Origin of the sequence: Pseudomonas sp. LAIL14HWK12:I10 (assembly GCF_900184205.1) — a bacterium.
Classification (GTDB): domain Bacteria; phylum Pseudomonadota; class Gammaproteobacteria; order Pseudomonadales; family Pseudomonadaceae; genus Aquipseudomonas; species Aquipseudomonas kermanshahensis.
The window spans coordinates 38375-63127 of the sequence record NZ_FXWU01000007.1 but is presented as its reverse complement, the minus strand read 5'-3'; the positions used below and the strand labels follow the sequence as shown (position 1 = coordinate 63127).

The 24753-nt window shown below is 61.1% G+C and carries 22 protein-coding genes and 1 tRNA gene; 5 read left to right on the top strand and 18 right to left on the bottom strand.

Translation table 11 applies throughout. From position 1 onward, the window contains the following. Nucleotides 1-186: 186 nt before the first annotated feature. The 5 genes from QOS90_RS16830 to QOS90_RS16810 form a co-directional block, all read right to left on the bottom strand. The gene (locus tag QOS90_RS16830; RefSeq protein ID WP_085274063.1) at nt 187-981 is read right to left on the bottom strand and encodes a carbon-nitrogen hydrolase family protein; all 795 of its coding nucleotides are present in this window, start codon (nt 979-981) and stop codon (nt 187-189) included. Nucleotides 982-995: 14 nt separating this feature from the next. Further along, entirely contained in the window at nt 996-2678 is a 1683-nt protein-coding gene (locus QOS90_RS16825; RefSeq protein WP_027594366.1) for a flavin monoamine oxidase family protein, read from the bottom strand. 162 nt (nt 2679-2840) lie between these two features. Beyond that, nucleotides 2841-3155 carry a helix-turn-helix domain-containing protein gene (locus QOS90_RS16820; protein WP_027594367.1) on the bottom strand — a complete coding sequence of 105 codons (315 nt, stop codon included), beginning with the start codon at nt 3153-3155 and terminating at the stop codon, nt 2841-2843. Next, a complete protein-coding gene (locus QOS90_RS16815) occupies nt 3133-3495 on the bottom strand; it encodes a hypothetical protein (protein ID WP_027594368.1) in 363 nt (120 codons plus the stop codon). Before QOS90_RS16815 ends, QOS90_RS16820 begins: the two co-directional genes overlap by 23 nt. Nucleotides 3496-3688: 193 nt before the next feature. Further along, a complete protein-coding gene (locus tag QOS90_RS16810) occupies nt 3689-4150 on the bottom strand; it encodes an Lrp/AsnC family transcriptional regulator (RefSeq protein WP_085274064.1) in 462 nt (153 codons plus the stop codon). Nucleotides 4151-4264: 114 nt separating this feature from the next. Here QOS90_RS16810 and QOS90_RS16805 point away from each other — a divergent pair, with 114 nt between their 5' ends. Both QOS90_RS16805 and QOS90_RS16800 read left to right on the top strand, forming a co-directional pair. Continuing rightward, nucleotides 4265-4834, top strand: coding sequence for a serine acetyltransferase (locus QOS90_RS16805; protein WP_085274065.1), 570 nt, complete (start codon nt 4265-4267; stop codon nt 4832-4834). 93 nt (nt 4835-4927) lie between these two features. After that, nucleotides 4928-5470 carry a DUF2442 domain-containing protein gene (locus tag QOS90_RS16800; protein WP_085274066.1) on the top strand — a complete coding sequence of 181 codons (543 nt, stop codon included), beginning with the start codon at nt 4928-4930 and terminating at the stop codon, nt 5468-5470. A 71-nt stretch (nt 5471-5541) separates the two neighbouring features. Here the strand turns inward: QOS90_RS16800 and QOS90_RS16795 are convergent. The 5 genes from QOS90_RS16795 to rpsU all read right to left on the bottom strand — a co-directional run bounded on the left by QOS90_RS16795 (nt 5542) and on the right by rpsU (nt 13935). Beyond that, nucleotides 5542-5618, bottom strand: a tRNA-Ile gene (locus tag QOS90_RS16795). A gap of 16 nt (nt 5619-5634) precedes the next feature. Next, nucleotides 5635-9378 carry a bifunctional diguanylate cyclase/phosphodiesterase gene (locus QOS90_RS16790; RefSeq protein ID WP_085274067.1) on the bottom strand — a complete coding sequence of 1248 codons (3744 nt, stop codon included), beginning with the start codon at nt 9376-9378 and terminating at the stop codon, nt 5635-5637. 131 nt (nt 9379-9509) lie between these two features. Continuing rightward, the gene (gene rpoD / locus QOS90_RS16785; protein ID WP_085274068.1) at nt 9510-11357 is read right to left on the bottom strand and encodes an RNA polymerase sigma factor RpoD; all 1848 of its coding nucleotides are present in this window, start codon (nt 11355-11357) and stop codon (nt 9510-9512) included. A 67-nt stretch (nt 11358-11424) separates the two neighbouring features. Further along, nucleotides 11425-13407, bottom strand: coding sequence for a DNA primase (gene dnaG, locus QOS90_RS16780; RefSeq protein ID WP_085274069.1), 1983 nt, complete (start codon nt 13405-13407; stop codon nt 11425-11427). Between the two features lie 312 nt (nt 13408-13719). Next, entirely contained in the window at nt 13720-13935 is a 216-nt protein-coding gene (rpsU, locus tag QOS90_RS16775; RefSeq protein ID WP_003255575.1) for a 30S ribosomal protein S21, read from the bottom strand. A gap of 204 nt (nt 13936-14139) precedes the next feature. On the opposite strand from rpsU, the gene tsaD reads away from it, so the two are divergent. Then, a complete protein-coding gene (gene tsaD, locus QOS90_RS16770) occupies nt 14140-15165 on the top strand; it encodes a tRNA (adenosine(37)-N6)-threonylcarbamoyltransferase complex transferase subunit TsaD (RefSeq protein WP_027594375.1) in 1026 nt (341 codons plus the stop codon). A 6-nt stretch (nt 15166-15171) separates the two neighbouring features. Here the strand turns inward: tsaD and plsY are convergent, their stop codons facing one another. Next, complete coding sequence (plsY, locus tag QOS90_RS16765) at nt 15172-15741, bottom strand: glycerol-3-phosphate 1-O-acyltransferase PlsY (RefSeq protein ID WP_027594376.1); 570 nt, start codon at nt 15739-15741, stop codon at nt 15172-15174. A gap of 74 nt (nt 15742-15815) precedes the next feature. Here plsY and folB point away from each other — a divergent pair, with 74 nt between their 5' ends. Both folB and folK read left to right on the top strand, forming a co-directional pair. Further along, on the top strand, nt 15816-16172 hold the full coding sequence (gene folB, locus QOS90_RS16760; protein ID WP_027594377.1) for a dihydroneopterin aldolase: 357 nt from the start codon (nt 15816-15818) through the stop codon (nt 16170-16172). Further along, complete coding sequence (folK, locus tag QOS90_RS16755) at nt 16163-16672, top strand: 2-amino-4-hydroxy-6-hydroxymethyldihydropteridine diphosphokinase (protein ID WP_027594378.1); 510 nt, start codon at nt 16163-16165, stop codon at nt 16670-16672. Before folB ends, folK begins: the two co-directional genes overlap by 10 nt. Before the next feature lie 138 nt (nt 16673-16810). Here folK and QOS90_RS16750 read toward each other — a convergent pair whose 3' ends face one another. The 7 genes from QOS90_RS16750 to apaG form a co-directional block, all read right to left on the bottom strand. Beyond that, nucleotides 16811-17929, bottom strand: a complete 1119-nt coding sequence (locus QOS90_RS16750; RefSeq protein ID WP_085274070.1) for a multifunctional CCA addition/repair protein — start codon at nt 17927-17929, stop codon at nt 16811-16813. Nucleotides 17930-17989: 60 nt separating this feature from the next. After that, entirely contained in the window at nt 17990-19558 is a 1569-nt protein-coding gene (locus QOS90_RS16745; RefSeq protein WP_085274071.1) for a SpoVR family protein, read from the bottom strand. Next, nucleotides 19555-20826: a YeaH/YhbH family protein gene (locus tag QOS90_RS16740; protein ID WP_027594381.1), complete on the bottom strand. Its 1272-nt coding sequence runs from the start codon at nt 20824-20826 to the stop codon at nt 19555-19557. Before QOS90_RS16740 ends, QOS90_RS16745 begins: the two co-directional genes overlap by 4 nt. Nucleotides 20827-20945: 119 nt before the next feature. Beyond that, nucleotides 20946-22868, bottom strand: coding sequence for a PrkA family serine protein kinase (locus tag QOS90_RS16735; RefSeq protein ID WP_027594382.1), 1923 nt, complete (start codon nt 22866-22868; stop codon nt 20946-20948). A 283-nt stretch (nt 22869-23151) separates the two neighbouring features. Further along, nucleotides 23152-23481 (bottom strand): thiosulfate sulfurtransferase GlpE, encoded by a 330-nt coding sequence (gene glpE, locus QOS90_RS16730; RefSeq protein WP_027594383.1) that lies wholly within the window; start codon nt 23479-23481, stop codon nt 23152-23154. A gap of 14 nt (nt 23482-23495) precedes the next feature. After that, nucleotides 23496-24362, bottom strand: a complete 867-nt coding sequence (locus QOS90_RS16725; RefSeq protein ID WP_027594384.1) for a symmetrical bis(5'-nucleosyl)-tetraphosphatase — start codon at nt 24360-24362, stop codon at nt 23496-23498. Further along, the gene (gene apaG / locus QOS90_RS16720; RefSeq protein WP_085274072.1) at nt 24362-24742 is read right to left on the bottom strand and encodes a Co2+/Mg2+ efflux facilitator ApaG/CorD; all 381 of its coding nucleotides are present in this window, start codon (nt 24740-24742) and stop codon (nt 24362-24364) included. The genes QOS90_RS16725 and apaG overlap by 1 nt, the downstream gene beginning before the upstream one ends. Between the last annotated feature and the right edge of the window lie 11 nt (nt 24743-24753).

Sequence of the window (24753 nt, the reverse complement as noted above, 5' to 3'; positions counted from 1 at the left end):
CGCGTTCATGCTAACGCATTTGTGCTGCCTGGCCTGGCCCAATCGCCGGCAAGCCGGCGCCTACTGGGCCAACTTCAAAAAAATCCTCAAAGACAGTTGCTCTCACAGGTGCGGCGCTAGCCTTTGAGGCTACACAGTTCGGGTGGGAGCCGGCTTGCCGGCGATTGGGCCGCAACGCGGCCCCTGTCAGCCCTCGCGCACATGCAGCTCCTGGCGCAAATCGGTCAGGTAAGGAAACGCCTTGCGCCCTTCTACCACCTGCTCACTCGCAAGCTCGGCCAGCAACTGGCACTCGTCCCGACCGGCCATGGCCAGCAGGCTGCCATCTGGGCCGATGATGCTGCTCTGCCCGCAATACTGGATGTTGCCCTCGGCCCCACAATAGTTGGCATACACCAGGTAACACTGGTTCTCCTGCGCCCGCGCTCGCACCGTCACCTGGCAGATGAAATCGTAAGGCGCCATGTTCGCCGTCGGTACCAGGATCAGTTCGGCGCCGTCCAGCGCCAAGCGCCGGGCGTTCTCCGGAAACTCGATGTCGTAGCAGATCAGCAGGCCGACCTTCCAGCCTTCCAGTTCCACAACGGGGAAATGGTCGGGGCCTGCGCTGAACATCGAGCGGTCCAGCTCACCGAACAGGTGCGTCTTACGGTAGTTGCACAGGCTGCGACCATGGGCATCGATCAACTGCACGCTGTTGTAGAACGCGCCATCATCGCTGCGCTCCGGGTAGCCATAGGCGATGGCGATGCGATGCGCCTGGGCGATCTCCACCACGTGCATGGCCGCGGGGCCATCACTGGCCTCGGCCAGGCGCTCGACCTGGGCCAGGCCAATGTTGTAGCCGGTCAGGAACATCTCCGGGCATACCAACAGCTGGGCGCCGCGTTCAGCCGCCCGTTGCGCCTGGTGCTGCAGCCGTTGCAGATTGCCGGGCACGTCCAGTGGGTTGGGCGCGCCCTGGAACAGAGCGATGCGCATGGCGCCTCCTTGTCTTAGTCGGCCAGGGCGATCGGGCCGATTTCATCGAACACATCGCCTGGGCCTGGGTTGTCCGGGTGGGTCTGGCCACCGAAGTGATTCATGATACCCCACACGGCATTGAGCGACGTCTGCACCGCGCCTTCCACCCACGCCGGCGTCCACGACACGTCGTCGCCGGCGATGAACATGCCGCGCTGTTCGGCGGGCATGTCCTGCTGCATGAAGTGCGCGTACATGCGCTGGTTGTAGCGGTAATGGCCCGGCAGCGCGCCCTTGAAGGCACCGAGAAAGTGCGGGTCGGCCTCCCACGAGATGGTGATCGGGTCGCCGATGATGTGCCCGGCGATATCGGTCTTCGGGTAGATTTTCTTCAGTGCGTCGAGGGCCAGCTGCACGCGTTTTTCCACCGGGTGCGGGAGCATCTTCAGGGCATCGCTCATCCAGGCGTAGGACAGGCAGATCACCCCCGGCTTGTCGTCGCCGTTGTCGAATAGGTAGGTACCGCGGGTGAGGCGGTCGGTGAGCGTCATGCTCATCAGGTCACGGCCGGTTTGCGGGTCTTTGTCCTTCCAGAACGGGCGGTCGACCATCACGAAGGTTTTCGACGATTGCATGTAGCGGGTACGGTCCAGGGCCATCCACATCTTCTGCGAGAACAGCGACTCTTCGCAGTCGATCTGCGTGGTCAGCAGCCAGGTCTGGCACGTTGCAAGCACGGCGGCGTAATGGCGGGTATCGCCCCAGTTGTCGGTCACCGCCAACTGGCCATCGGCGGCGCGGGCAATACGTTTGACCCCGGTGCGCGGCGCACCGCCGTGCAGCGAGCTGAGGCTGGTGCCTTGCGGCCAATGGGCGCAGCGCTCCGGCACATGGCGCCAGATGCCTTGCGGCACCTGCTCGACGCCGCCCACGACCAAGTGTTGATGGTCGTCGCAATTGGTCATCACCACGCGGAAGATTTCCAGCATCGAGTTGGGGAAATCCGAGTCCCAGCCTCCGGTGCCGAAGCCGACCTGGCCGAACACCTCTCGGTGCTGGAAGCTCAGCTTGGCGAACGAGCGCGAGGTGGCGACGAAGTCGTAGAACGTGCGGTCGTCCCACAGGGGCACCAGCGTGTTCCACAGCGCTTTCAGGCGCGGTACATCACGGTCCCGGATCGCCTGCTGGATATCGGCAAATTGAGCGCCGCTTTCCAGGGCGTCGGCCCAGGCGTCGGCCACCTCGTGGAAAAGGTCGGGCAGGTCCGCGGCCTTTTCGGCGTAGTAGGTCTGGCCTTCCAGGTCGATCACCGTGCTGCCCGAGGCCGGGGTCAGCGGGTTGGGGAATGGCTTGGTCTCCAGGCCCAACTTGTCCACATAGTGGTAGAAGGCCGTCGAAGAGACCGGAAAGCGCATGCCACCCAACTCGGCGATGATCCCGTCGGTGCCGTTGAAGGCTTGCGAACGCAGCCGGCCACCCAGTTTCGACGCTTCATAGACGACAGGCTTGAGGCCCAGCTTCATCAACTCGTAAGCCGCTACCAGGCCAGCGATCCCGGCCCCGACAATCGCCACTTCCTCACCCTGGCGCTCGGCCGGGATGCTGCCCAGGCCGGCCGGGTGTTCCAGCCAGTCATCGAAGGCGAAGGGGAAGTCAGGGCCGAAGATGGTGATGGGCTTTTTGCCGTCGGCGGGGTGGCGGTTCTTGTTGTTCATGAAGTGACCTTGCCAGAGGGGCTGCGCAGAGAGCGGAGCCTGAGTATAGGAGATGCCTGGGGGTCATTTTAGGGCGTGGGGGGTTCGTAATTAAGATGCAGAGTGTTGGCCAAATGTAATTAGATTCGTCGTATTCGAGCTGCTTTAAGTCATTTCGACGAATTAGGTCAGCGAAGCCAGATGATCTACGGTCTCCGGAAACCTCTGTACCAGGCGAATCAATGTGACTGCCTGTGCATTCGGCTTGGAACGGCCTTGTTCCCAACTCTCAAGCGTTCGGGCATTGGTCCTGAGGTAGTTCGCAAAAACTGCCCTCGACATGTTCAGCCGCTGCCGCAGCTCTAGTAACTCGTTAGGGGCAAGCGGAGGGAGCTGGGAGAAGCTGACCTTATGCGAGCGCAGTGTCTTTTTGCCTTGGCGTTCCTCGGCTAACGCGTGCAGACCTTCGGTGAGCTCAGTGAAGAGGTTGCGGGGCATGGTTTGTCCTCGACAGGCACTCGCGTTCGAGCAGAGTTTTTAGCGCCTTACGCTGAAGATCAGTCAGATCATCCTGAATGTCTTTTCCGTAAATGGTGAATAGCCAGAACTGTGCGCCAGAGAGCCAATAGTAGTAAATGATCCGGGTGCCGCTTCGCTTGCCTTTGTGGCGCTGCGTATCAGAAAACCGGAGTTTCCTGAGGCCGCCTGTTCCTTTGATGACATCACCTGCAAGTGGATGCCTCAACAGAAATTGCTGCAAGGCGTGAAAATCCTTGTCGCTCAGGTAGTCGGTTCGATGACGTTCGAACGGCGGTAGCTCAACAAATATGGCATCCATTTTGTGTACGTTATCTGCGTATAGTTTGGGGTGGGCGAGCAGGCCCGTCAATAGGGCCGCCTTTCAGGCTATACACATTGGCGCCGTGCTGGGATGCCAGTGAATTGCAGCATGTGACTCGGGTTAGAGATTCCTGAGTTGCTGCGCCTCAACGGCATACTCGAAGGCCAAGGTATGATCGACGGCCTCTCTTTCAAAGCAACTGCCCCCGGTCCACCTTGCTGCTCAAAATGATCGACGTGGTGGTTTTCTCCACCCCATCGACACTGCCGATCTGGTCAAGCAACTGGTCCAGTTGCTCCGGCGAGTCGGTCCGCAGCCAAGCCACATAATCGAACTCGCCACTCACCGCGCACAGTTGCTGCACCTGCCCCATGGCACTGAGACGCCGCACCACCTCCTTGCCGGAACGGGGCTGCACCTTGATCCCGACATACGCCTGCAAGCCACCGCCCATCACGTGTTGGCCCAGGCGCACACCATAGCCTGAGATCACCTTGTTCTTCTCCAGCCGCTCCAGGCGTGAGTTGACCGTGGTGCGCGCGATACCCAGCAGGCGGGCGAGGGTGGCAACGCTTTCGCGGGCATTGATTTGCAGCAGGGCGATCAGCTGGCGGTCGATTTCATCCAGCGAAATGTGGCGGGCATCCGACATGGCAAGTCTCTACAGTGGGCCCGCTAGCCTAGCCAGCCAATGGCAACCAGGGCAAGGCTGCGTCACTGGCTTTCTTTCGGCATCATGGCAGGCCGACCGTACTGGACCCACGCCGTGAACCTCGCAAACCTGCTCGAATGCTGGCGACTGGAAGTCTCCAACAAGAAAAAGCCCGGCCGCTGCATCAGCCTGCTGTTCAACGTGCTGCGCCGCGCCCGCAAGGACAACAAGCTGCGCTTTCTCTTTGCCTTCCGCCTGGCCCAGTACCTCGACGCACGAGGCGGTCTGGCCCAGCGTCATGCCGCGCGCATGCAGCAACGGCTCAATCTGAAGTACGCCGTGGACATCGACATCGGCGCCCAAATCGCCCCCGGGCTGCGCATCGCCCACCTGCCTGGCGTGGTGATTACCCGCCACGTGAGCATCGGGCGTAACTTTTTCATCCGGCAGAATTGCTCGATCGGCATCAAGACCCTAGGGCTGGAGGCGTATGCGTTGCGCATTGGCGATAACGTCAGCGTGGGCGCCAACAGCTGCATCGTGGCGGACCGGATCAGCATTGGCGACGACGTGGTGATTGGTGCCATGTCGCTGGTGATGCGGGACATTCCGGCGGGGACCACGTTTTACAATGCGCGGCAGGTAGAGATGCAGCCTCGGGTGATCACAAAATCTAACGGTTAACTGTTGTCATGATCGCCATTGCTGAGCGGACAATGAGGTTTTTGAGGCAGCGACATCCAAGGGGTATTGCTGCCGCTCGGATGGATTGAATCCATGACCAACAAACACTTCCGGCTGACAGAGCTCGCTGTCACTGCCCCCAACGAGTTACTGCTGACCTTCGCCGATGGAAAGCAATATCCAGTGAGGCTGGACGCTATCATCGCGAAACACCCAACGTTGCGACGGCTATCTGACCCCGAGGTTTTTGCGACCGCTGCAATTGGCGAGTGGAGCGATACCGTCATCTGGGCCGATGACGACGAATTGGAGCTTGCTGCCGACAACCTCCGCGCCAGAGCAGTGGAGCAAAGCGGTGAGTGTTCGCATGAGCTGGTTTGGAATTGGATGGCCAAAAACGGGCTTACGTTGGACCGTGCCGCGCAGGAATTGGGCCTTAGCAGGCGTATGCTGGCTTACTATCGCAGTGGCGAAAAACCTGTACCGAGGACGGTCGCTTTAGCGATGAAGGGCTGGGATGCGCTTTGTACTAGGCAAGAGGAAGCTCTAGAGGCTTCTAGGCGCCGGAAGGTGTCACTCAACAAGGGCGCCAACGGGTTTGCGAATGCAGGCCAGGCATCCAAGAAACGGGCCTAAGCGGCATGTCCTTAATCAGGACGGGACAACAGGTACAGAAAAGCCGCGCGATTGCGCGGCTTTGTCGTATTTGGTGGGCCCACACGGACTCGAACCGTGGACCAAAGGATTATGAGTCCTCTGCTCTAACCAACTGAGCTATAGGCCCTCAGTAAGTGGCCGGATTATAACGAGGGTTTTGAAAGGGTGCCATCCGAAAGATCGGATAGTGCTATACGAAGAAACGTCGCGGCGAACTCCTCCGGGGGTAAGGGCAGGCTGACGATGTAGCCTTGGATCTGTTCACAGCCCTCGGCTGCCAGGAAGCGCTGCTGGGCCTGGTTCTCCACACCTTCGGCAATGATCGTGAACTGCATGCTGCGGCCCAGGGCGATGATCGCCCTGGCGATGGCGGCGTCGTGGGGGTCGTCAGGTAGGCCGCGGATGAACGACTTGTCGATCTTGAGGATGTCCAACGGCAAGCGTTTAAGGTAGCTGAGGGACGAATAACCCGTGCCGAAGTCGTCGATGGCCAGCTGCACGCCCAGTTTTTTCAACTGGTGCAGCACGGCCAGGGCTTCTTCTGCCTGGCTCATGATGAAGTTCTCGGTGATCTCCAACTGCAGGTCGCCGGCCTTGAGCTGGTAGGTCTTTAACAACTGTTCGATGCGCCGTGCCAGGTGGGGGTGGCGCAGTTGGGCGCCGGCCAGGTTGATCGACAGTGGGCCAAAGTCTTCGTAGTGCATCTTCCAGATGTGCATCTGCTGGCACGCCTTTTCAAGCACCCAGTCACCGAGCTGCAGAATGGTGCCGTTCTCTTCCGCCAGGTGAATGAAGTGCTCTGGCGGCACTTCGCCAAAGGTCGGGTGGCTCCAGCGGATCAGCGCTTCGGCGCCGACCAGGCTCTGGGTCTTGAGGCTGAGCTTGGGCTGGAAGCACAGGCTCATTTCGTTGCGTTCGACGGCGCGGCGCAGCTCATGTTCGAGGGCGATGCGCTCGCTGGCCTGGGCGGTGAGGTCGCGGGTGTAGGCTTCTACGCGGTTGCGGCCTTTGGCTTTGGAGCGGTACATGGCGGCGTCGGCATTGCGGATCAGTGTGGAGACGTCGCTGCCGTCCTGTGGATAAAGGCTGATACCGATGCTGGCGCTGGTGAAAAACTCGTGCTCGCCGGCCTGGAAGGGCGCGCTGAAGCAAGCCAGCAGTTTGCCGGCGATGCTGTTGGCGTCGCTGGGCCTGTGCAGGCCGGGCAACAGGATGATGAACTCGTCACCGCCCAGGCGCGCCACGGTGTCGACGTCGCGCACCTGTTCTTTCAGGCGCTGGGCGATGCCTTTGAGCAACAGGTCGCCGACCGGGTGGCCGAGGCTGTCGTTGATGTGCTTGAAGCGGTCGAGGTCGAGGAACAACACCGCGCCCTGGCGGTTCGAGACTTGGGCGCAGGTGAGTACGGCCTGCAGGCGGTTCTCGAACAGTGCGCGGTTGGGCAGGCCGGTGAGCGGGTCGTGGTGAGCCTGGTAATCCAGCTTGGCCTGGGCGTGCTTAAGGCTGGAGATGTCGGCGAACACGGCGACGAAGTGGGTAATCTCGTAATCGCTGTTGCGCACCGCGCTGATGGTCAGCCAACTGGGGTACAGCTCGCCATTCTTGCGTTTGTTGTAGATCTCGCCCTGCCAGTGCCCCTCGTCGGTCAGCTGATGCCACATGGCGGCATAGAAGGCGCTGTCGTGCTGGCCGGAGGCAAGCAGGCGCGGGGTTTGGCCGAGCGCCTCGATCTCGCCGTAGCCGGTAATTTCGCTGAAGGCGCGGTTGACCGCGCTGATGCGCTGGTCGATGTCGGTGATCAGAACGCCCTCGGCGGTGTTTTCGAACACGGTGGCGGCCAGCTGCAGTTTTTCCTGCATGAGGTGGCGCTCGGTGATGTCGCGGGCAATGGTCAGCATGCAGTCGACACCGCCAATCGGCAGGGGCCGGGCGGACAGTTCGCACAGGCGGATCTGCCCATCGCTGCGGCGGATGTGGCAGCTGAAGTCACGTACGAAGCCATCACGCTTGAGCTGGTCGACCAGCCGCTTGCGCTCGTTGAGGTCTACCCAGATGCCCAGATCAAGGGAGGTCTGGTCGATGGTCGGGTTCAGGTCGTAGCCGGTGAGGCGGCAGAAGCCTTCGTTGACCTCAATCAGCAGCCCGTCGCTTTGGCGCGACAGCAGCAGGCCGTCGGGCGATGCGTGGAATGCCTTGGCGAACTTCTCTTCCGAGGTTTGCAGTTGCTCCTGGGTTTCTTTGAGCTGGCTGATGTCGCGCACGGCCACGACCAGCGCCGGCGTGCCATCGAGCTCGAATGTTTCTGCCGAGGTCAGGCCTGTGAACAACTGGCCATTGCTGCGGCGGAAGCTCATTTCCAGGTTGCGGATGCCGCCTTGGTGCAGGCGTTCGAGCAGCCGCGGCCCGGTGCCGGCGACGGCCCACAGGTTCAGCTCGGTGGCGGTGCGGCCGATCACTTGACCTGGGGTGAGGCCGATCTGTTCTTCGAAGGCTTCGTTGACCTCCAGCAGGCAGCCGTCGCTATGGCGGGCGATCAGCAGGATGTCCGGGCACTGCTGGAACACCGAGGCGAACTTCTGCTCCGACAGGCGCAGGGCGTCTTCGGTGCGTTTGGTCTCGCTGATGTCGATCATCAGCCCGCGCATCACCGGCCGGTGGCCATGCTCGATCATGCTGACGATGTTGCGAATCCACAGGGGCTGGCCGTCGGCGCGGATGACCCGGTAGTCGAGGCTGTGATCGCGGCCGGCTGCGGTTTCACTGTCGCAATAAGCCTGGGCCCAGAGCGCGTCCTCCGGGTGCAGGATGCTGCGCCAGAAGCCGGGCTTGAGCCAGTCATGCAACGGGTAGCCAAGCAGGTCTTCGGCATGGGGCGAGACATAGTTGTAGGTGAAATCGTTGGCGTCGGCTTCCCAGGCGATGGCCGACAGGCTCTCGACCAGGCCGCGGTAGTGATACTCGCTGCTGCGCAGCTCTTGTTCGAGGGCGATGCGCCGGGAAATTTCCGAGCTGAGCCTGCGGTTGATGCGGATCACCACGGCAAGAACCGCCACCAGCAACAGCACCGCAGGCAGGCCATACACCAGCATGTCGGACCAGAACAGGCGCTGGTCCACCACGTTACCGACCCAGCGCTGTTGAATACGGTTGATCTCGGCGCTGCTCATGTCGGCCATGACTTTGTCGAGAATGCCCACCAGGACTTTGTTGTCCCGTGGTGCGGCCATGGCCAGTTGGTAGCGGTAGGGCGTTTCGCCACTGACATAGAGGCCGTCGAGCTTGAGCTGGCGAAGGCTCCAAATACTCGAAGCGAGGTCGCCGACCACGGCGTCGACTTCGTCTGTGGCCAGTGCCTGCAGGGCCGAGCTGACATTGGGCATGGCCACCAGGTTGAGGTCGGGGTGGTGGGTGCGCAGCAGTTCGTGCGGGGCGTAGTTTTCGACCACGGCGATCTTCAGGCCGTACAGGTCCTTCAATGAGCGGGGTTGCGCCCCGCCTTTGTGGGCCAGGATGACAATCGGGAAGTCGAGGTAGGGGCGCGTAAAGGCCAGGTAACCCTGGCGCTCGGGAGTCGACATGATGCCGGGTAGCAGGTCGAGCTGGTTATTGCGCGCCTGCGCCAATACCTCGGTCCAGCTCTTGGGCTCGACCGGTTTTAGCGTCACGCCCAGGCGTTCCTGGATCGTGTCGATGTAGTCGGCGGCCAATCCCTGGTACCGGCCCTCCTGGTCGCGAAACTCGAACGGTGGCCAAGAGGCGTCTACGCCCAGGCTTAACTGCGGGTGGGCAGCCAGCCAGGCTTTTTCCTCGTCTGTCAGGGTCAGGGCGCCGGCCGTTGTGGTCCACAGGATAAGGAGCAGCAACAGAATGGCCGGCATTAGGGGCATAGCGGCCTCGCTATCAGAGTGTCTGACGTCGAGTGTAGACGGGCATTCAGGGGGATGTGGGGCAGAAATCAGGCATTGTGTCGCCGCTTTGCCCACAAAAGAAAAACCCCGGCCTGGGCCGGGGTTTGTCATCACTCGTCGAGGAAGGAACGCAGATGCTCGCTGCGCGTCGGGTGGCGCAATTTGCGCAACGCCTTCGCTTCGATCTGACGGATCCGTTCACGGGTCACGTCAAACTGCTTGCCTACCTCTTCGAGGGTGTGGTCGGTGTTCATGTCGATGCCGAAGCGCATACGCAGCACTTTGGCTTCGCGGGCGGTCAGGCCCGAGAGCACGTCACGGGTGGCTTCCTTGAGGCTTTCGACCGTGGCTACATCGATCGGGGACTGCATGGTCGAGTCCTCGATGAAGTCGCCCAGGTGCGAATCTTCGTCGTCACCAATCGGGGTTTCCATGGAGATCGGCTCTTTGGCGATCTTCAGTACCTTGCGGATCTTGTCCTCAGGCATTTCCATGCGCTCGCCCAGCTCTTCCGGGGTCGGTTCACGGCCCATTTCCTGCAGCATCTGGCGGGAAATACGGTTGAGCTTGTTGATCGTCTCGATCATGTGCACCGGAATACGGATGGTGCGGGCCTGGTCGGCGATCGAGCGGGTGATCGCCTGGCGAATCCACCAGGTGGCATAGGTCGAGAACTTGTAGCCGCGACGGTACTCGAACTTGTCCACCGCTTTCATCAAGCCGATGTTGCCTTCCTGGATCAGGTCGAGGAACTGCAGGCCACGGTTGGTGTACTTCTTGGCGATGGAGATCACCAGACGCAGGTTCGCTTCGACCATTTCTTTCTTGGCGCGGCGGGCCTTGGCTTCACCGATCGACATGCGACGGTTGATTTCCTTGATCTCCGCGACGGTCAGGCCAGTCTCGGTCTCAAGGTCGATCAGCTTCTGTTGGCAGGCGACGATGGCAGCGTCTTTTTCACCCAGGGCAGCAGCCCACTTGGTGTTACGCTTGGCCAGGTCACCGCTCCAGGTCTGGTCGGTTTCGTTGCTTGGGAACATGCGCAGGAAGTCGGCACGCGGCATGCGAGCGTCACGGACGCACAGTTGCATGATGGCGCGTTCTTGCTGACGCAGGCGGCTCAGTGCATCACGCACGCGCTCTACCAGTACCTCGAACTGCTTGGGTACCAGCTTGATCGGCATGAACAGATCGGCCAGCGCCTGCATGGCGCCGATGCTCTCGGCATGGCTGCGGCCATGCTTTTTCAGCACCTTGAGGGTGACGGCAAGCTGATCGGAAACCGCACCGAAACGCTGAGCGGCAACGACTGGGTCCGGGCCACTTTCGGCCTCTTCCTCATCGTCGCTCTCTTCGCTTTCTTCTTCGTCGTCCGTTTCTTCCTTGGCAGCCGCAACCTTGGCACCTGGAACAGGCACTTCTTCGGTCGGGGCAGCGATGTTGTCATCAGGGTCGATATAACCGCTGAGCACATCGGACAAACGGCCACCTTCGGTGGTGACGCGGTCGTATTCGCTGAGAATGTAGTCGACAGTACCCGGGAAGTGAGCGATGGCGCCCATGACTTCACGGATGCCTTCCTCGATACGCTTGGCGATTTCGATCTCGCCTTCGCGGGTCAGCAGCTCGACAGTACCCATTTCACGCATGTACATGCGCACTGGGTCGGTCGTGCGGCCGATATCGGTTTCAACTGCCGCCAACGCAGCAGCGGCTTCTTCGGCCGCGGCTTCGTCGGTGTCGGCTTCCGCCAACAGAAGGGCATCCGCATCCGGAGCACTCTCGAATACGTTGATCCCCATGTCGTTGATCATGCGGATGATGTCTTCCACCTGTTCAGGATCTGAAATATCCTCAGGCAGGTGGTCGTTGACCTCCGCGTAAGTCAGGTAGCCCTGCTCACGACCGCGGGTGATCAACTCTTTGATACGAGACTGCTGTTGCGCTTTTCCGGACATAACACCCTATCCACTGAAGGTCTTGGCGGGCAAAAAACAAGCCGAGGATTATACCCGAGCATGGGCCTCACGCGCCAGATGAGGTCGGCGTTTGTGCGGGAACATTCCTGCTAAGCAGGGCGAGAAGCTGCGATTTTTCCTCACTGCTCAACTCGCTTTGACGTGCTTTCCTGAGCAGATGTTCCAGGCTGCGCTCGCGTTGGCGGGCGGACAAGCTAGTTATAGTGTCGAAAAACTGTTGTTCAAGGTTGTCGGCTACGATCAGCCATTCCTTCTCGGCCAGCGCCCGCAGCAAACGGCCCTGTTCGGTGCCGTGCCAACGTGCGATCAACTGCATTGAGCTTAGCCCAGGATTCTTCTGAGCGGCTTCGATCAATGCCACCAGCAACTGGCTGTACAGGTGCTCTTCGTCGGCGAAGTGGCTGGCATCTTCCACCTTGCCGGCCAGTAATGGGTGGTGCAGCAACGTGCGCAAGGCCGCCAGGGTCGGGGGCTCCACGGGGGCCGGGGTGCGCGGTGGGGCCTCGTCGCGTTGCTGCCAGGGCTTGCCGCCTTTGCGGTTTTTGTCCCAGGGCTTGTCGCTCCACGGCTTCTTGCCGCCCGCCTTGTTCGGCTTCCATTGTTGCTCTTGCTGCGCCGGCGCGTAGTCGTGCTGCGGCATGTCGCCGTAGTCAGGCGTGTAACTGGCCATGGCGTCGTAGTCATAGCCCGGATCGTAGTCCGGGACGCTGCTACTGGCTGCCGGTTGTTGGGCCAGTTGCTCGACTTGCTGAGGGTCGAGGCCGGTGATTTCCTTCAGGCGGTTACGCATCAACTGACGCAAGTTGGCGCCAGGGATTTTTTCGATCAACGGTGCAGCCAGGGTCGCCAAATGCGCCTTGCCTTCTAGCGAGCGCGGGTCAGCTTCGGCGCTCAGTTGCTCGAAAAAGTAATCTGCCAGGGGTTGGGCATGCTGGTTGATGCGTGCCATGAAGGCATCGGTGCCTTCGGCGCGCACCAGGCTGTCCGGGTCTTCGCCTTCGGGCAGGAACAGAAAGCGTGCGCGGCGGCCGTCCTGCAGGGCCGACAGGGCGGACTCCAGCGCGCGCCAGGCCGCCTTGCGCCCGGCCTGGTCGCCGTCGAAACAGAACAGCACGCTGGGCACCACGCGGAACAGGCGCTTGAGGTGCTCTTCGCTGGTGGCGGTGCCGAGGGTGGCGACAGCGTTGCGCAGGCCCTGCTGGGCCAGTGCGATGACGTCCATGTAGCCTTCGACGACGATGATTTCGTCGAGGTTGCGGTTGTGCTTGCGCGCCTCGTAAAGCCCGTAGAGCTCCTGGCCTTTATGAAAAACCGGGGTTTCCGGGGAGTTGAGGTACTTGGGTTTGTCGTCACCCAGTACGCGGCCGCCGAAGGCGATCACGCGGCCACGGCTGTCGCGGATCGGGAACATCACGCGGTCGCGGAAGCGGTCATAGCGTTTGCCGGTTTCGGCGTTCTCGATCAGCAGGCCGGCATCGATCATGACCTTTTGCTGCAGGGTGTCGGCACCCAGGTGCTTGAGCAGGTTGTCCCAGCCGGGTGGCGCGAAGCCCAGGCCGAAGTCCCGGGCAATCTCCCCAGACAGGCCGCGGCCTTTGAGGTAGTCCACCGCCGCTTTGCGGGTGGGGTGGTTGCGCAGGGCCTGGCGGTAGAATTCGGTGGCGGCATCCAGTAGCGGATACAGCGGTGAATCGGTTGGCTGGCGCGGCTTTTGTGCGCGACGGCCTTCCTCGCGGGGTACTTCCATGCCAGCGGCGCGGGCCAGTTCCTCGACGGCCTGGGGGAAGTCCAGGTTGTCGTGGTCCATGACAAAGCCGAGGGCGTTGCCACCGGCGCCGCAACCGAAGCAGTAATAGAACTGCTTGTCGGGGCTGACCGTGAAGGACGGGGTCTTTTCCTTGTGGAACGGGCAGCAGGCCGAGTAGTTTTTGCCGGTTTTTTTCAGCTGGACGCGCGAACTCACCACGTCGACAATGTCGAGGCGGTTGATAAGGTCGTCAATGAAACTCTGGGGAATCAGCCCGGCCATGGCAGTCTCGTCATCTGGCAACTGGCAAGTCTAATCGCTCACGCGCCGGTTGGGGCGAATGCTGCAAGGGGAAGTGCGAGGGAAGTATGTGCTCGTCGCCAGCCAATTAAGGCTCGTCAGACAGGACGTGCACGATCTGGTCAATGACCAGCTCTGACGTTTCAGGCAGGTTGCCCCCATGCAGTTCGCATGACGCGAGTGCATAAAAGGCCTTGAGCTAGCTGCCCAAGTTTGAAGCAGTTGTGAAGCAACCGCTGCCATCGGCCCGGCGGTGAGCCGGGCAGGGCAGAAGCTTTGCGTAGAACGTCTGTATTAGTACAGACGAACGGCGCGGCGCTGTTCGCGCTGAACTTTCTTGGCGTGGCGCTTAACAGCAGCAGCTGCTTTACGCTTACGCTCGGCGGTCGGCTTCTCGTAAAACTCGCGGCTACGAACTTCAGCCAGTACACCGGCTTTTTCGCAGGAGCGCTTGAAACGACGCAGAGCTACGTCGAAGGGTTCGTTCTCTTTAACTTTGACGGCTGGCATCCAGGGCTACCTTAATTCATTACCGGGGTAGACGTGCTCCTGGCAAAACAAAGGTGTGCTGGAGAACGTCGGTTTTCAAGGGTTGCGGATGTTAACCCTTAGCTGGCCGGAATGCAAAGCCTCTGATCGAAAACCGCTGGTCGGCACCCGACACGGCGACTATCATGCGCGGCTTCGAATTCAGCCCCCACAAGGGACGAGCCCATGCTAGTACTGGGATTGGAAACATCCTGCGACGAAACTGGCGTCGCATTATATGACAGCGAACGCGGTTTGTTGGCCGACGCGCTGTTCAGCCAGATCGACCTGCACCGCGTGTTCGGCGGTGTTGTGCCGGAGCTTGCCTCACGCGATCACGTCAAGCGCATGCTGCCGTTGATTCGCCAGGTATTGGACGAGGCTGGCTGCGTCGCCACCGAGATCGATGCCATCGCCTACACCGCGGGTCCTGGGCTGGTCGGCGCACTGCTGGTCGGCGCGTCCTGCGCCCAGGCCCTGGCGTTTGCCTGGGACATCCCGGCCATTGGTGTGCACCACATGGAAGGCCATCTTCTGGCGCCCATGCTGGAAGAAAACCCGCCCGAGTTTCCGTTCGTCGCTTTGTTGGTGTCGGGTGGCCATACCCAGTTGGTCAGGGTCGATGGCATCGGCCAGTACGAGCTGTTGGGCGAAAGCCTGGACGACGCAGCCGGTGAGGCGTTCGACAAGACCGCAAAGCTGATCGGCCTGAACTACCCCGGCGGCCCGGAAATCGCCCGGCTGGCCGAGCAGGGCGTGCCAGGGCGTTTTGTTTTCCCGCGGCCGATGACCGATCGCCCGGGGCTGGAATTCAGCTTCAGTGGCCTCAAGACCTTCGCCCTGAATACCTGGCAGCAGTGCCGTGATGCTGGCGACGACGGTGAGCAAACCCGTTGCGACGTGTCGCTGGCATTCCAGCAGGCGGTGGTGGAGACTTTGACCATCAAGTGCAAGCGGGCCCTGAAGCAGACGGGCCTGAAGCGGCTGGTGATTGCCGGTGGTGTCAGCGCCAACAAGGCGTTGCGTGCCTCGCTAGAGGAAATGCTGGGTGGCATGAAGGGCAACGTGTATTACGCGCGCCCGCAGTTCTGCACCGACAACGGCGCGATGATCGCCTATGCCGGCTGCCAGCGCCTGTTGGCCGGGCAGCAGCAGGACCTGGCGATCAGCGTGCAGGCCCGCTGGCCGATGGAGCAGTTGCCGCCGGTCTGAAAGTTGTCAGAAGTGGCGTTCACGCCCGGCGAACAGGTCGCGTAGGTTGTTGCGGTGGCCCCAGACGATCATCAGCGTGAGCACGCTGATTGGCAGCAATGCCTCGGGTTCGCGCCAGGCGAGCAGGGGCAAGGTCAGCGGCGTGGCAATAAGCGCCGCCAGTGAGCTGGTACGTGTGAGGTAGAAGGTCAGCAACCAAGCAGCGATGGCCAGCAATGCCGCCGGGAAGTACAGGCCCATGAGCATGCCGGCCGCCGTTGCCACGCCCTTGCCGCCCTGGAAGCGAAAGTACAGCGGGAACAGGTGGCCCAGCACCGCGCACACGCCAACCCAGGCCTGCTCCTGCAGGTCGAGGCCGGCAGCGCGGGCAAGCAATACGGGCAACAAGCCCTTGCACAGGTCGCCAAGCAGGGTCAGGATCGCCAGCTTGCGGCCTGCCAGGCGAAGCATGTTGGTGGCCCCGGCATTGCCTGAACCGCTGGCACGGGGGTCCGGGCTGCCGAAAAGGCGGCTCAGGACAATGGCGAAGGACAGCGAGCCGAGCAGGTAGGCGAGCAGCGCCAATAACCAAAACATGCTAACTATTCCGGGCGAGGACGCCCTGATTCTAACGGCGCCAGTCGCCCTTGTCGTGCTGTGGAGAGAAGTGCTTGGACAGAGTGTTCATCGAAGGCCTGGAAGTCGATACCGTCATCGGTGCCTATGACTGGGAGCGGGATATTCGCCAGTGCTTGCGCCTGGACCTGATTTTTGCCTGGGACAACCGCCCGGCGGCGGCCGGCGACGATCTCAGCCTGGCGCTGGACTACGCCAGTGTTTCGGCGCGTATCCAGGCATTTTCCGAACAGGCACGCTTCGAGTTGGTAGAAACCTTCGCCGAGCGCCTGGTCGCGGTGCTGATGGAAGAATTCCAGATTCCGTGGGTGCGGTTGAAGCTGACCAAGCCAGGCGCGGTTCCGGCTGCCCGTGGCGGTGTTGGCGTGGAGATCGAGCGCGGATGTCTCTGAACACGGTTTACCTGGGCTTGGGCAGTAATATCGACCGGCATGCGCACTTGTGTGCCGGGCTCGATGCCTTGGCGGGCATTCTTACCGACATGCGCTGTTCGCCAGCGTTCGAAAGCCAGGCGGTCGGGATCAAGAGTGGGCCGTTCATCAACTTCGTGGTGACCGGCAAGACCGATTTGCCGTTGATGGAGCTGGACCGCCGCCTCAAGTTCATCGAAGCCGACAACGGCCGTTACGCGCCAGAGCGTAAAGGGCTGCCGCTGGATATCGACGTGCTGCTGTATGACGACCTGCATGGCACGTTCGATGGGTTGGTGCTGCCGCGGGCCGAGATTTTGAAAAACGCGTTTGTGCTGTGGCCATTGTCGCTGCTGGCGCCAGAGTTGGTGCACCCGGGGGTGGGCAAGCCGATGGCGCAGGTGTGGCAGGAGGCGCGGATCGATCAGGTGTTGGCGCCGGTTGCCTTTGAGTGGCGCGGGTTGCAACTGACGCCTGCCTGATCCGAACTCTTTTGTTGCCTGAGCGGGCCTCTTCGCGGGTAAACCCGCTCCCACAGGGACCGCACAGGTCTAGAGACCAGTGATATTCCTGTGGGAGCGGGTTTACCCGCGAAAGGGCCGGCTCAGGCAATCGATAAATCAGCCTTCTGCACCACCTTTGTAGGCAACAAGCGCCTTCAACCGCTCACCTTTGAGTGCCTCCCCCAACGCCTGCCCGGTCAGCCCAGCCTGCACCAGCGGCTTCACATCCACCGCCCTCGCCGCCGCCGCTGCGCCCCTTAGGTAATCAGCCTGTGGATAAGCCCGCTCGCCCTGACGCGCACGCGCATCCATCTGGCAGGCGCTGAGGAAATCGTCAAAACGCTGTGGCCGGCGGTACACATCGAACTTCTGCAACAGCCCCAGCAATGCCTCAGGATCCAGCTCAAAGGCCTGGTTGCAGTGTGTCAGGCACTCACCCACCAGCATGGCCAGCTCCTGGCACTCGCGCGGTGCCTTGAAGCGCTGGCTGACCGCCTTGATCACTGCCGGCTGCAGCTCGCGCAGCAGGCAAGCCCAGCGCACGTGCAGCGGTTGACCGTGCAGCGCAGCCTGCTCCAGGCCTGCCAGTGCGTGATGGCTGTCGATGAGCTCAGGCAGCAACTCCTGCAAGGCGTCGCACGCGTGCAAGACCTCGAAGAACACCTGGGGTTGCGGCTCCATCAGCGCGCGCTCGATCTCTTTCCAGCTGCGCTCAGCGGTGAGCGCTTGCAGCTCGCCGGAGGCGCTGATCTGGCGCATCAGCGCCAGCGTCTCGTCAGCGACCTTGAAACCGAGGGGGGCGTAGCGTGCGGCAAAGCGGGCAACCCGCAGTACCCGCAGCGGGTCTTCAGCGAATGCCGGGGAAACGTGGCGTAACAGGCGCCTGTCGAGATCTTCTTTGCCGTGGTAGGGGTCGTACAGCGTGCCCGCATCATCCTCCGCCATCGCATTGATGGTCAGGTCGCGGCGGATCAGGTCTTCTTCGAGGGTGACGTCGGGGCTTGCATGGAAGGTAAACCCGCCGTACCCCCGCCCGCTCTTGCGCTCGGTGCGCGCCAGGGCATATTCCTCACCGCTTTTGGGGTGGATGAAAACCGGAAAATCAGCGCCCACTGGGCGATAGCCCAGGGCTTGCATCTGTTCGACGGTCGCGCCAACCACCAGCCAATCGATATCGCTGACGGGGCGCCCGAGCAAGCGGTCGCGCACGGCGCCGCCGACTTTGTAGATGTGCATGTACAGCCTCCATAACTGCCCACAGGATAACCTGTTGGCAGTCATGCAGGGGCAGCGGTGCTAGAGGTGGTGGATGACGGCCAGGTCCATGCGGCCATAGTCGGCGCTTTCGCTGTGCTCGCCGCGGGGTGGCATGTGGTGGGTCTTCATGACCTGGTCGCCCTGAACGGTCTCCAGGTGGATGTCGAAGCCCCACAGGCGATGCAGGTGCTTGAGCACTTCCTCGGTCGAGTCGCCCAGGGGTTTGCGGTTGTGCTGTTGGTGGCGCAGGGTCAGCGAGCGGTCGCCGCGCCGGTCGATGCTCCAGATCTGCACGTTCGGTTCGCGGTTGCCCAGGTTGTATTGCGCCGCCAGTTGCTCGCGGATGACCCGATAACCGGTCTCATCATGGATGGCGGGCACCAGCAGGTCATCGCGCTGGTCGTCGTCCAGAATGCTGAACAGCTTGAGGTCGCGGATCACCTTGGGCGACAGGTACTGCAGGATGAAGCTCTCGTCCTTGAAGCTGCTCATGGCGAACTTGATGGTCGATAGCCAGTCACTGCCGGCAATGTCGGGGAACCAGTGGCGATCCTCCTCGGTAGGGTTTTCGCAGATCCGGCGGATGTCGGTGTACATCGCGAAGCCCAGCGCATAGGGGTTGATGCCGTTGTAATACGGGCTGTCAAAGCCTGGCTGGAACACCACGCTGGTGTGCGATTGCAGGAACTCCATGATGAAGCCGTCGGTGACCAGGCCTTCGTCGTACAGGTCGTTCATCAGGGTGTAGTGCCAGAAGGTAGCCCACCCTTCGTTCATGACCTGGGTTTGGCGCTGCGGGTAGAAGTACTGGGCGATCTTGCGCACGATGCGCACCACTTCACGCTGCCAGGGCTCGAGCAGCGGGGCGTGTTTTTCGATGAAATAGAGGATGTTTTCCTGAGGTTCGGCGGGGAAGCGCGCATCATCGCGGTCGCCGCCTTTTTCTGCGCCCTTGGGAATGGTGCGCCACAGGTCGTTGATTTGCCGCTGCAGGTGCTCTTCACGCTCTTTTTGCCGGCGCCGTTCCTCTGCGGCGGAAATGGGGTAGGGGCGCTTGTAACGGTCGACGCCGTAGTTCATCAGGGCGTGGCAGGAGTCGATGAGGTCTTCGACCGCATCGATGCCGTGGCGCTCTTCACATTGGGCGATGTACTGCTTGGCGAACACCAGGTAGTCGATGATCGAACTGGCATCGGTCCAGGTGCGGAACAGGTAATTGCCTTTGAAGAAGCTGTTATGGCCGTAGCAGGCGTGAGCAATCACCAGCGCCTGCATGCACATGGTGTTTTCTTCCATCAGGTAGGCGATGCACGGATCGGAGTTGATCACGATCTCGTAGGCCAAGCCCATCTGGCCCCGACTGTAGGATTTTTCGGTGCTGAGGAACTGTTTGCCATAGGACCAGTGGTGGTAGCCCAGCGGCATGCCGACCGAGGCGTAGGCATCCATCATCTGCTCGGCGGTGATCACTTCGATCTGATTGGGGTAGGTGTCCAGGGCGTAACGCTCGGCCAGACGGCTGATTTCCCGGTCGTAAGTCTGGATCAGGTCGAACGTCCACTCGGACCCGGTGGAAATGGGTTGGCGTTTCTGAGCTCTGGCGGTCATGTGGCTAACCTGCGCTGGAAGAGTTCACGGAAGACCGGGTAGATGTCGCCGGCCGATACCAACTGCTGCTGGGCGAACGTGTCGGGGAAGCCCTCGCCGATTCGCTCGTACTCGTACCACAGCGCCTGATGTTCACGGGGAGTGATCTCAACGTAAGTGTAGTACTGCACGTGCGGCATGATCTGCTTGGAGAGGATCTCGCGGCAGATCGGCGAGTCGTCGTTCCAGTTGTCACCGTCAGAGGCTTGCGCGGCGTAAATGTTCCAATCGCTGGCCGGGTAGCGCTCGGCCATGATTTCCTGCATCAGCTTGAGTGCGCTGGAGACGATGGTGCCGCCGGTTTCCCGCGAATAGAAAAACTCTTCTTCGTCCACTTCCCGCGCGCTGGTGTGGTGGCGGATGAAGACCACTTCGATACGGTCGTAATTGCGCTTGAGGAACAGGTACAACAGGATGAAAAAGCGCTTGGCGATGTCTTTGGTGGCCTGGGTCATGGAGCCGGACACGTCCATCAGGCAGAACATCACCGCTTTTGAACTGGGGTTGGGCTGCTTGACCAGCAGGTTGTACTTCAAGTCGAAGGTATCGAGGAAGGGCAGGCGGTTGATGCGCGCCTTGAGGCGTTCGATCTCTTGCTCGACTTCCTGGATATCCGTGAAATTGTCGGGTTCCTCGACCTTCAGGCGGTCGAGTTCTTTCTGCGCTTCGCGCAACAAGGCGCGGCTGCTGCCGGTCAGGGCGATACGCCGGGCATGGGCCGAACGCAAGGTGCGCACGATGTTGATGCGCGACGGGTTGCCTTCGTTGGCGATACCGGCGCGTACGGTCTTGAAGGTGTCGGCACCGGTTAGGTGACGTTTGACCAGGTTGGGCAGTTCGAGGTCTTCGAACATGAACTCGAGAAACTCTTCCTGGGTGATCTGGAAGACGAATTCGTCCATGCCCTCGCCGGAGTTGCCGGCTTTGCCGCGGCCACCGCCACCACCGCCCCCCTGAGGCCTGGGGATGTGTTCGCCGGCAGTGAATTCCTTGTTGCCAGGGTGCACGATAGTCTGCTTGCCGCCACGACCGTGGTGCAACACCGGTTCATCGATATCCCGTCCCGGAATGCTGATTTGCTCGCCATGCTCCATGTCCATGATGGAGCGGCGGCTCACGGCCTCTTCGACGGCCTTCTTGATGTGGTCACGGTAGCGCCGCAGAAAACGCTGGCGGTTGACCGTGCTTTTGTTCTTGCCGTTCAGGCGTCGGTCGATTACGTAGCTCATGGTCCCTCCGGTAGCTGGGAACAGCTGCACGCTTCAAGCTACGAGCTGCACGTAAAAGCAGCTGCCGCCGCCCGAGGCTGGCACTGCAGCCTTGGGCGTGCGGTGTGTAGCTTGCCGCTTTATTGCGATTTCCTGACCCGCAGGTACCATTCCGACAGCAGACGAACCTGCTTGTCGGTGTAGCCACGCTCCACCATCCGGGTGACGAAGTCGTTGTGTTTCTTCTGGTCTTCCTTGCTGGCCTTGGCATTGAAGCTGATGACCGGCAGCAAGTCTTCGGTGTTGGAGAACATTTTCTTCTCGATCACCACCCGCAGCTTTTCATAGCTGAGCCAGCTCGGGTTCTTGCCATTGTTGTTGGCGCGTGCGCGCAGTACGAAGTTGACGATCTCGTTGCGGAAGTCTTTCGGGTTGCTGATGCCAGCGGGCTTCTCGATCTTTTCCAGCTCTTCGTTGAGGGCAATGCGGTTGAGGATCTCGCCGGTTTCCGGGTCGCGGTATTCCTGGTCCTGAATCCAGAAGTCGGCGTACAGCACATAGCGGTCGAAGATGTTCTGGCCGTATTCGCTGTAGGACTCCAGGTAAGCGGTCTGGATTTCTTTGCCGATGAACTCGATGTAGCGCGGCGCCAGGTATTCCTTCAGGTAGCGCAGGTAGCGTTCGCGCACTTCGGCCGGGAACTGTTCCTGTTCGATTTGCTGTTCGAGCACGTACAACAGGTGAACCGGGTTGGCTGCGATCTCGTGTGGGTCGAAGTTGAAGACTTTGGAGAGGATCTTGAACGCGAAGCGGGTCGACAGGCCGTTCATCCCTTCGTCGACACCTGCCGAGTCGCGGTATTCCTGGATCGACTTGGCCTTCGGATCGGTGTCCTTGAGGTTCTCGCCATCGTAGACGCGCATCTTCGAATAGATGTTGGAGTTCTCTGGCTCTTTGAGGCGTGAGAGCACGGTGAACTGGGCCAGCATCTTGAGGGTGTCGGGCGCGCAGTGGGCCTTGGCCAGCGAGCTGTTGACCAGCAGTTTGTCGTAGATCTTGATCTCGTCACTGACACGCAGGCAGTAGGGCACCTTGACGATGTAGATCCGGTCGATGAAGGCTTCGTTGTTCTTGTTGTTACGGAACGTGTGCCACTCCGATTCGTTGGAGTGGGCCAGCAGGATACCGGTGTAGGGAATCGCCCCCAGCCCTTCGGTACTGTTGTAGTTACCTTCCTGGGTCGCCGTAAGCAGTGGGTGCAGGACCTTGATCGGCGCCTTGAACATCTCGACGAATTCCATCAGGCCCTGGTTGGCCCGGCACAGCGCACCCGAATAGCTGTAGGCGTCGGCGTCGTTCTGTGGGTATTCCTCGAGCTTGCGGATGTCCACCTTGCCGACGAGGGCAGAGATGTCCTGGTTGTTCTCATCGCCAGGTTCGGTCTTGGCAATGGCGATCTGGTTGAGGATCGACGGATAGAGTTTGACCACTTTGAACTTGGAGATGTCGCCGCCGAACTCCTGCAGGCGCTTGGTGGCCCAGGGCGACATGATGGTGTTCAGGTAGCGCCGTGGGATCCCAAACTCTTCCTCGAGAATGGCCCCATCTTCGGTGGCGTTGAACAAGCCCAGTGGCGATTCGAATACAGGTGAGCCCTTGATGGCGTAGAAGGGCACCTTTTCCATCAGTTGCTTGAGCTTTTCGGCCAGCGACGACTTGCCGCCACCTACCGGGCCCAGCAGGTAAAGGATCTGTTTCTTCTCTTCCAGGCCCTGCGCCGCATGGCGGAAGTACGACACGATCTGGTCGATGCATTCTTCCATGCCATGGAAGTCTTCAAAGGCCGGATAGCGCCTGATCACCTTGTTGGAGAAGATCCGCGATAGCCTGGAATTGTTAGAGGTGTCGACAAGCTCCGGTTCGCCGATGGCCAGCAACAGCCGTTCTGCCGCCGATGCGTAGGCGCTGCGATCCTGCTTGCACAGCTCGAGGTACTCCTGCAGCGAAAGTTCTTCCTGGCGGGTGGACTCGAAACGTTGTTGGAAGTGGCTAAAAATGCTCATGACGTCACCTCGCTCGATACGTGGAGACGACGCCGGATCAGTCAGCTGATGCTGGCATGCAACCGGGTTCGCCGATTGCTGTATACCCCCCAGAACACCCTTGAAACGCTACCGATGACCCGCACGCCGGTGTACCGGCTCTCCCCTTTTTTGGATGGCCTGGGCTTAAGGATAGTTGGTAATACGCAAGGTCAAGGGCGTGAGGCCGAGAAGTTGCTCGCGACCGTTCGTCAGGTGAGCCGCGAGCCCGCATGGGGCGCGGGCTGCAGTAAAAATGAAAAAATTATTCGGCAGCGCCTTGGGCGGTCTCGGCCGGGTAGGTGGCGCGCCACAGCTCAAAGCCGCCATCGACGCTGTACACCTCTGAAAAGCCCTGGCCCGCCAGGTAGGCGGCAGCGCTCTGGCTGGAATTGCCGTGGTAGCAGACCACCAGGGTCGGTGCATCGAGGTCGGCATTGCGGATGAAATCGGCGACCGAATGGTTGTCCAGGTGGGTGGCGCCGCTGATGTGGCCGGCGGCAAAGGCTTGTGGGTCGCGAATGTCGACCACTACCGCACCTTGCGCGCGCAGGGCCAGAGCCTGCTCGGGAGGGATGCGTTTGAATTCGCTCATGGCTACGGTTTCCTTCAGGGCTGATCGTTGATTCTAGTGGGTTGTGCCGGCGGGCGTACGGTGCCGTCGTCGGAACAGTCGCAGCGATGGTATTCACCGCTGTCGACGTTGTAGAGGGTCATGGCACCGCCCCACACGCAACCGGTGTCCAGGGCGATGATGCCGGGCTCGTCGACGCGCCCTTCAAGGGCGGCCCAATGGCCGAAGATGATCTTCACGTGGCGTGAACGGCGGTCCTTGTGCGCATACCAGGGCTTGTAGCCTTTGGGGGCGGTGCCCAGGCCTTCCTTGCTCTTGAGGTCGAGCTTGCCCTCGGGCGTGCAGAAGCGCATGCGCGTGAGGTAGTTGGTGATCACCCGCAGGCGCTCGATGCCGGTGAGGTTCTTGCTCCACTTGTTAGGCTCGTTGCCGTACATGCCGTCGAGGTAAAGCTTGAGCCGGCCGTCGTCGCGCAGTGCTTCCTCGACTTCGGCGGCGAGCTCCAGGGCTCTGCCCAGGGTCCATTGTGGCGGTATGCCGGCATGCACCATGGCAATGCCGCGGGGCTCGTCGTAGTGCAGCAGTTTTTGCCGGCGCAGCCAGTCGAACAGCAGGTCGGCATCCGGCGCTTCGATGATTTCGCGCAGGGTGTCGCTTTTTTTCAGGCGTTCGACGTTGTGCCAGGCGGCCAGCAGGTGCAGGTCATGGTTGCCCAGCACGCAGACCAGCGACTGGCGGATTGAGTAGAGGAAACGCAGGGTCTCGAGCGATTCGGGGCCACGATTGACCAGGTCGCCGACCAGCCACAGGCGGTCGACGGCGGGGTTGAAGCGAACACGTTCGAGCAGGCACTTGAGCGGTTGCAGGCAGCCTTGCAGGTCACCGACGGCGTACGTTGCCATCAGTGCAGGGCTCCGGGTACCGCCAGGCGGAAGGGCGCAATCTCGGCGTCGAAGCGTTTACCGTCTTCGGCGAACATCTGGTAGCTGCCCTGCATGGTGCCCACGCGGGTGCTGATGACCGCGCCACTGCTGTAGGTGTGGCTCTGGCCCGGGTCGATGTTAGGTTGCTGGCCGACCACGCCGGCGCCGCGCACTTCTTCGACTTCACCGTCGCCGTTGGTGATCAGCCAGTGCCGGGACAGCAACTTGGCTGTGACAGAACCGTTGTTTTGCACGGTGATGGTGTAGGCGAAAGCGAAACGACTGTTTTCGGGGTCGGATTGTTCTTTGAGGTAACGGGTCACGACGCTGACGTCGATCTTGTAACGGGGATCGGACATGCAAAGGCCTT

Bases quoted from the DNA above. Each gene is read 5' to 3' on its own strand.
- QOS90_RS16735 (WP_027594382.1), bottom strand. From the start codon at position 22,868: ATGAGCATTTTTAGCCACTTCCAACAACGTTTCGAGTCCACCCGCCAG.
- folK (WP_027594378.1), top strand. From the start codon at position 16,163: ATGTCTCTGAACACGGTTTACCTGGGCTTGGGCAGTAATATCGACCGG.
- dnaG (WP_085274069.1), bottom strand. From the start codon at position 13,407: ATGGCCGGGCTGATTCCCCAGAGTTTCATTGACGACCTTATCAACCGC.
- QOS90_RS16750 (WP_085274070.1), bottom strand. From the start codon at position 17,929: ATGCACATCTACAAAGTCGGCGGCGCCGTGCGCGACCGCTTGCTCGGG.
- QOS90_RS16815 (WP_027594368.1), bottom strand. From the start codon at position 3,495: ATGGATGCCATATTTGTTGAGCTACCGCCGTTCGAACGTCATCGAACC.
- rpoD (WP_085274068.1), bottom strand. From the start codon at position 11,357: ATGTCCGGAAAAGCGCAACAGCAGTCTCGTATCAAAGAGTTGATCACC.
- QOS90_RS16790 (WP_085274067.1), bottom strand. From the start codon at position 9,378: ATGCCCCTAATGCCGGCCATTCTGTTGCTGCTCCTTATCCTGTGGACC.
- QOS90_RS16740 (WP_027594381.1), bottom strand. From the start codon at position 20,826: ATGAGCTACGTAATCGACCGACGCCTGAACGGCAAGAACAAAAGCACG.
- plsY (WP_027594376.1), bottom strand. From the start codon at position 15,741: ATGTTTTGGTTATTGGCGCTGCTCGCCTACCTGCTCGGCTCGCTGTCC.
- QOS90_RS16830 (WP_085274063.1), bottom strand. From the start codon at position 981: ATGCGCATCGCTCTGTTCCAGGGCGCGCCCAACCCACTGGACGTGCCC.
- QOS90_RS16810 (WP_085274064.1), bottom strand. From the start codon at position 4,150: ATGTCGGATGCCCGCCACATTTCGCTGGATGAAATCGACCGCCAGCTG.
- QOS90_RS16825 (WP_027594366.1), bottom strand. From the start codon at position 2,678: ATGAACAACAAGAACCGCCACCCCGCCGACGGCAAAAAGCCCATCACC.
- QOS90_RS16800 (WP_085274066.1), top strand. From the start codon at position 4,928: ATGACCAACAAACACTTCCGGCTGACAGAGCTCGCTGTCACTGCCCCC.
- tsaD (WP_027594375.1), top strand. From the start codon at position 14,140: ATGCTAGTACTGGGATTGGAAACATCCTGCGACGAAACTGGCGTCGCA.
- glpE (WP_027594383.1), bottom strand. From the start codon at position 23,481: ATGAGCGAATTCAAACGCATCCCTCCCGAGCAGGCTCTGGCCCTGCGC.
- QOS90_RS16820 (WP_027594367.1), bottom strand. From the start codon at position 3,155: ATGCCCCGCAACCTCTTCACTGAGCTCACCGAAGGTCTGCACGCGTTA.
- QOS90_RS16745 (WP_085274071.1), bottom strand. From the start codon at position 19,558: ATGACCGCCAGAGCTCAGAAACGCCAACCCATTTCCACCGGGTCCGAG.
- apaG (WP_085274072.1), bottom strand. From the start codon at position 24,742: ATGTCCGATCCCCGTTACAAGATCGACGTCAGCGTCGTGACCCGTTAC.
- rpsU (WP_003255575.1), bottom strand. From the start codon at position 13,935: ATGCCAGCCGTCAAAGTTAAAGAGAACGAACCCTTCGACGTAGCTCTG.
- QOS90_RS16725 (WP_027594384.1), bottom strand. From the start codon at position 24,362: ATGGCAACGTACGCCGTCGGTGACCTGCAAGGCTGCCTGCAACCGCTC.